Origin of the sequence: Streptomyces lucensis JCM 4490 (genome assembly GCF_014650035.1) — a bacterium.
In the GTDB taxonomy this organism is placed as follows: Bacteria; Actinomycetota; Actinomycetes; order Streptomycetales; family Streptomycetaceae; genus Streptomyces; species Streptomyces lucensis.
Window position 1 is genome coordinate 1 of the sequence record NZ_BMUE01000039.1, and the last position, 4352, is coordinate 4352.

General features: G+C 72.7%; 1 protein-coding gene. It reads left to right on the top strand.

What is annotated here, in order from left to right; translation table 11 throughout:
• The coding region (locus IE177_RS34480; RefSeq protein ID WP_229816415.1) for a type I polyketide synthase at positions 1 to 4352 on the top strand (4352 nt) is incomplete at both ends.

A 4352-nucleotide genomic window follows, 5' to 3' on the forward strand; every position in this document is an offset into this window, starting at 1 on the left:
TGGGTGCGGCATGTGCGTGAGGCCGTGCGGTTCGCCGATGCGGTGCGGGCGATGGTCGACGATGGTGTGGGTACGTTCCTGGAGCTGGGGCCGGACGGGACGCTGTCGGCGATGATCCAGGAGAGCGCCGAGGTGACGACCGTGCCGATGCTGCGGCGCGGTCGTGACGAGGAGACCTCGGCGGTCACGGCCGTGGCCGGCGTGTTCGCGCACGGGGTGGCCGTGGACTGGGAGGCGTTCTTCGCCGGCACGGGCGCCCGCCGGGTCGAACTGCCGACCTACCCCTTCCAGCACGAACGGTTCTGGCCGCAGCGGACCAGTGCCACCGGAGACGTGTCCGGTGCGGGCCTGGCTTCGGTCGAACACCCACTGCTGGGCGCGGCCGTTGCGGTCGCCGGCGGCGAGGTCACCGTGCTCACCGGACGGCTGTCCGTGCGGTCCGTGCCGTGGCTGGCGGACCATGCCGTGCACGGCCAGGTTCTGTTCCCCGGCACCGGGTTCGTCGAGCTGGCGCTGCGCGCCGGCGACGAGGTCGGGCTCGACCGGATCGACGAGCTGACCCTGGCGGTCCCACTCGTTCTGCCCGAAACCGGCGCGGTGCACATACAGGTACGGGTTGACGGCACCGCCTTCGGCGTGTTCTCCCGCCCCGAACACACCGACGGTCCGTGGACACAACACGCGTTCGGCGCCCTGTCCGCCTCCGAGGCCGCCACGGCCGACTTCCCCACGTGGCCGCCGGCCGGCGCGGAGGCCATCGCCCTGGACGGTTTCTACGAGCGGCTCGCCGACCTCGGCTTCGGCTACGGCCCGATGTTCCGCGGTCTCACGGCCGCCTGGCGCCGCGGCGGCGAGATCTACGCGGAGGTCGTACTGCCGGACCAGACGGCCGGCCGGGCCGACGCGTACGGCCTGCATCCGGCGCTGCTGGACGCGGTTCTGCACGCGGCGTCGCTGACCGGCGACACCGATCGCAGTGTGCTCCCGTTCGCCTGGGAGGGTGTGACCCTGCACGCCTCGGCGGCCGCCGCGCTGCGCGTGGTCCTGACCGGCAATCCCGCCGACGGCGTCGCCATCGCCGCCGCCGACACCGCCGGCAACATGGTTGCCACCGTCGACTCGCTCGTGTTCCGCGAGGTCGCCGCCGACCAGATCGGCCCAGGCACCGACGCGCTCTACCGGATCGACTGGTCGGCACGGGTACGCGCCGGCAACGAGCCGGTGACCGCCGTCGTGCTCGGCGACGACCCGGGCGGTGTCGCCGACCGGTTGCGTTCGGCAGGCGTCACTGTCTCGGCCACCGTCGACCTGGCATCGCTCGGCGACGCTCCCGACGCCCCCGACGCCGTCGTCGTACCTCTCGCCGCCGACGGTGACGTGCTCACCGGAACCCACGACCTCGCCGCCCGTGTGCTGAGCCTGCTCCAGCACTGGCTCGCGTCCGACGTGTCGTCCGACAGAACCCGGCTGGTGTTCGCCATCGACGGCGCCGATCCGGCCACGGCCGCGCCGTGGGGCCTCGTGCGGTCCGCCCAGACCGAGAACCCCGGCCGCTTCGTCCTCGTCGATGCCGACCACGGACCACTGCCGCTGGGCGCGGTCCTCGCCACCGACGAGCCCCAGGTGCGCGTGCGGGACGGCGAGGTCCGCGCCGCTCGGCTCGCCCGCCTCACCGCCCCCGCCACGAGCACGGACTGGGACGCCGACGGCACGGTCCTGATCACGGGCGGCACCGGCGGGCTCGGCGCGAGCCTCGCACGGCACCTCGTCGTCGAGCACGGCGTGCGGCACCTGCTGCTGCTCAGTCGCCGCGGACCCGACGCCGAGGGCGCCACCGAGTTGGTCGCCGATCTGACAGGACTCGGTGCCACCGCAACGGTCCTCGCCTGCGACGTGACGGACCGGCAGGCACTGGTGGCGGCACTTGCCACCGTGCCGGCCGGGCACCCGCTGCGTGCCGTCGTGCACGCCGCCGGTGTGCTGGACGACGGTGTCATCGACTCCCTCACGCCCGAGCGCCTCGCCACGGTGCTGCGAGTGAAGGCGGATGCCGCTTGGCACCTGCACGAGCTGACCACCGACCTCGACGCCTTCGTGCTCTTCTCCTCGGTCGCCGGCATTCTCGGCGCGGCCGGCCAGGGCAATTACGCGGCTGGCAACGCGTTCCTCGACGCTCTCGCCGCCCACCGCCGCGCCCACGGGCTGCCCGGCCTGTCGCTCGCGTGGGGCGCGTGGGCGCCCGAGACCGGCATGACCGCCGGACTCACTGACTCCGACCGCGCCCGCCTCGCCCGTGAAGGCGTGCCGCCGCTGACGGTCGAGCAGGGCATGGCGCTGTTCGACGCGGCCCTGTCCGTGCCGGACGAGGCGGTGGTGTCGCCCGTGCCGCTCGATCTGGCGGCGGTGCGGGCTCGTGGCGAGGTGCCCGCCTTGCTGCGCGGACTCGTGCGCATGCGGAGCCGGCGGATCGCGGCCCACGGCGGGGAGGTGGCCGACGGCCTGGCCCGCCGCCTCACAGCGCTCCCAGAAGCCGACCGCACGGAGGTCGTGCTCGACCTGGTCCGTGGCCGGGTGGCGGCCGTGCTGGGCTACGACGCCTCGGCGTCGGTGGATCCCGCGCGCTCGTTCCGGGAGCTGGGCATGGATTCGCTGACGGCCGTTGAACTGCGCAACGCCCTGGCCGCCGCGACCGGGTTGCGGCTGCCGGCGACGCTCGTGTTCGACTACCCGACCTCCGTCGGGCTGACGGCCCACCTGATCGGGGAACTGCTGGGGATCGAGCCGTCGGAGACGCCGGTCGCGTCACTGCCGTCCGTGTCCGACGACCCGGTGGTGATCGTGGGCATGGCGTGCCGCTACCCGGGCGGGGTGCGGTCGCCGGAGGACCTGTGGCGGCTGGTCACCGACGAGGTGGACGCCGTGTCGGCATTCCCTGACAACCGGGGCTGGGACCTCGACGGCCTGTACGACCCCGACCCCGACCACCTCGGCACCTCGTACGCGCGTGAGGCGGGTTTCCTGCACGACGCGGGCGAGTTCGACGCTGAGTTCTTCGGCATGAGCCCCCGGGAGGCGCTCGCCACGGACGCGCAGCAGCGCCTGCTGCTGGAGACGTCGTGGGAGGCGCTGGAGCGGGCTGGCATCGATCCGGTGTCGCTGCGGGGCAGCCGCACCGGTGTGTTCGCCGGCGTCATGTACAGCGACTACTCGGAACTGCTGAACACCCCGGAGTTCGAGGGATACCGTGGCAACGGCAGCGCGCCGAGCGTGGCGTCCGGCCGCGTCGCCTACACCTTCGGCTTCGAGGGTCCGGCGGTCACGGTCGACACTGCGTGTTCGTCCTCGTTGGTGGCCTTGCACTGGGCGGCCCAGGCGTTGCGGTCGGGTGACTGTGACCTGGCGCTGGCCGGCGGGGTGACCGTGCTGTCCACCCCGAACCTCTTCGTCGACTTCTCCCGCCAGCGGGGTATGTCCGTCGATGGCCGCTGCCGGTCCTTCGCCGACTCCGCCGACGGTGTCGGGTGGTCCGAGGGTGTCGGCATGCTGGTGGTGGAGCGGCTGTCGGACGCGGTACGCAACGGGCACGAGATCCTTGCCGTGGTGCGGGGTTCGGCGGTGAACCAGGACGGCGCGTCGAACGGTCTGACCGCGCCGAACGGACCGTCCCAGCAGCGCGTGATCCGGCAGGCGCTGGCGAGCGCGGGGCTGTCACCTGCGGACGTGGATGTCGTGGAGGGTCACGGCACCGGTACGACGCTGGGTGATCCGATCGAGGCGCAGGCTCTGCTGGCGACCTATGGGCAGGACCGTGAGACGCCGTTGCTTTTGGGTTCGGTGAAGTCGAACATCGGGCACACCCAGGCCGCCGCCGGCGTCGCGGGCGTGATCAAGATGGTCGTGGCGCTCCGCCACGGTGTTGCGCCGCGGACCTTGCACGTGGACCGGCCCTCGTCGCACGTGAACTGGGAAGCCGGTGACGTCGAGCTGGTGACCGAGGCGAGCCCATGGCCGGTGGTGGGGCGGCCGCGGCGGGCGGCGGTGTCGTCGTTCGGGATCTCGGGGACGAACGCGCACACGATCCTGGAGCAGGCTCCGGTCGGTGAGGTCGTCGAGCCGGCGGTGATGGATGGCGTGGTGCCGTGGCTGGTGTGTGGCCGGTCGGGGATGGCCGCCCGTGAGCAGTTGGCCCGCTTGGCGGAGGTGTCCGCGCGGCCGGTGGACGTGGCGTACTCGCTGTTGTCGCGGACGCGGTTCGACCATCGTCTGGTTTCGGTGGGCCGGACGTCCAGTGAGCTGTCGGTGGCTGCGGTGGAGGGGGTGGCTGGTGATGGCCGGTTGGGGGTTGTGTTCAC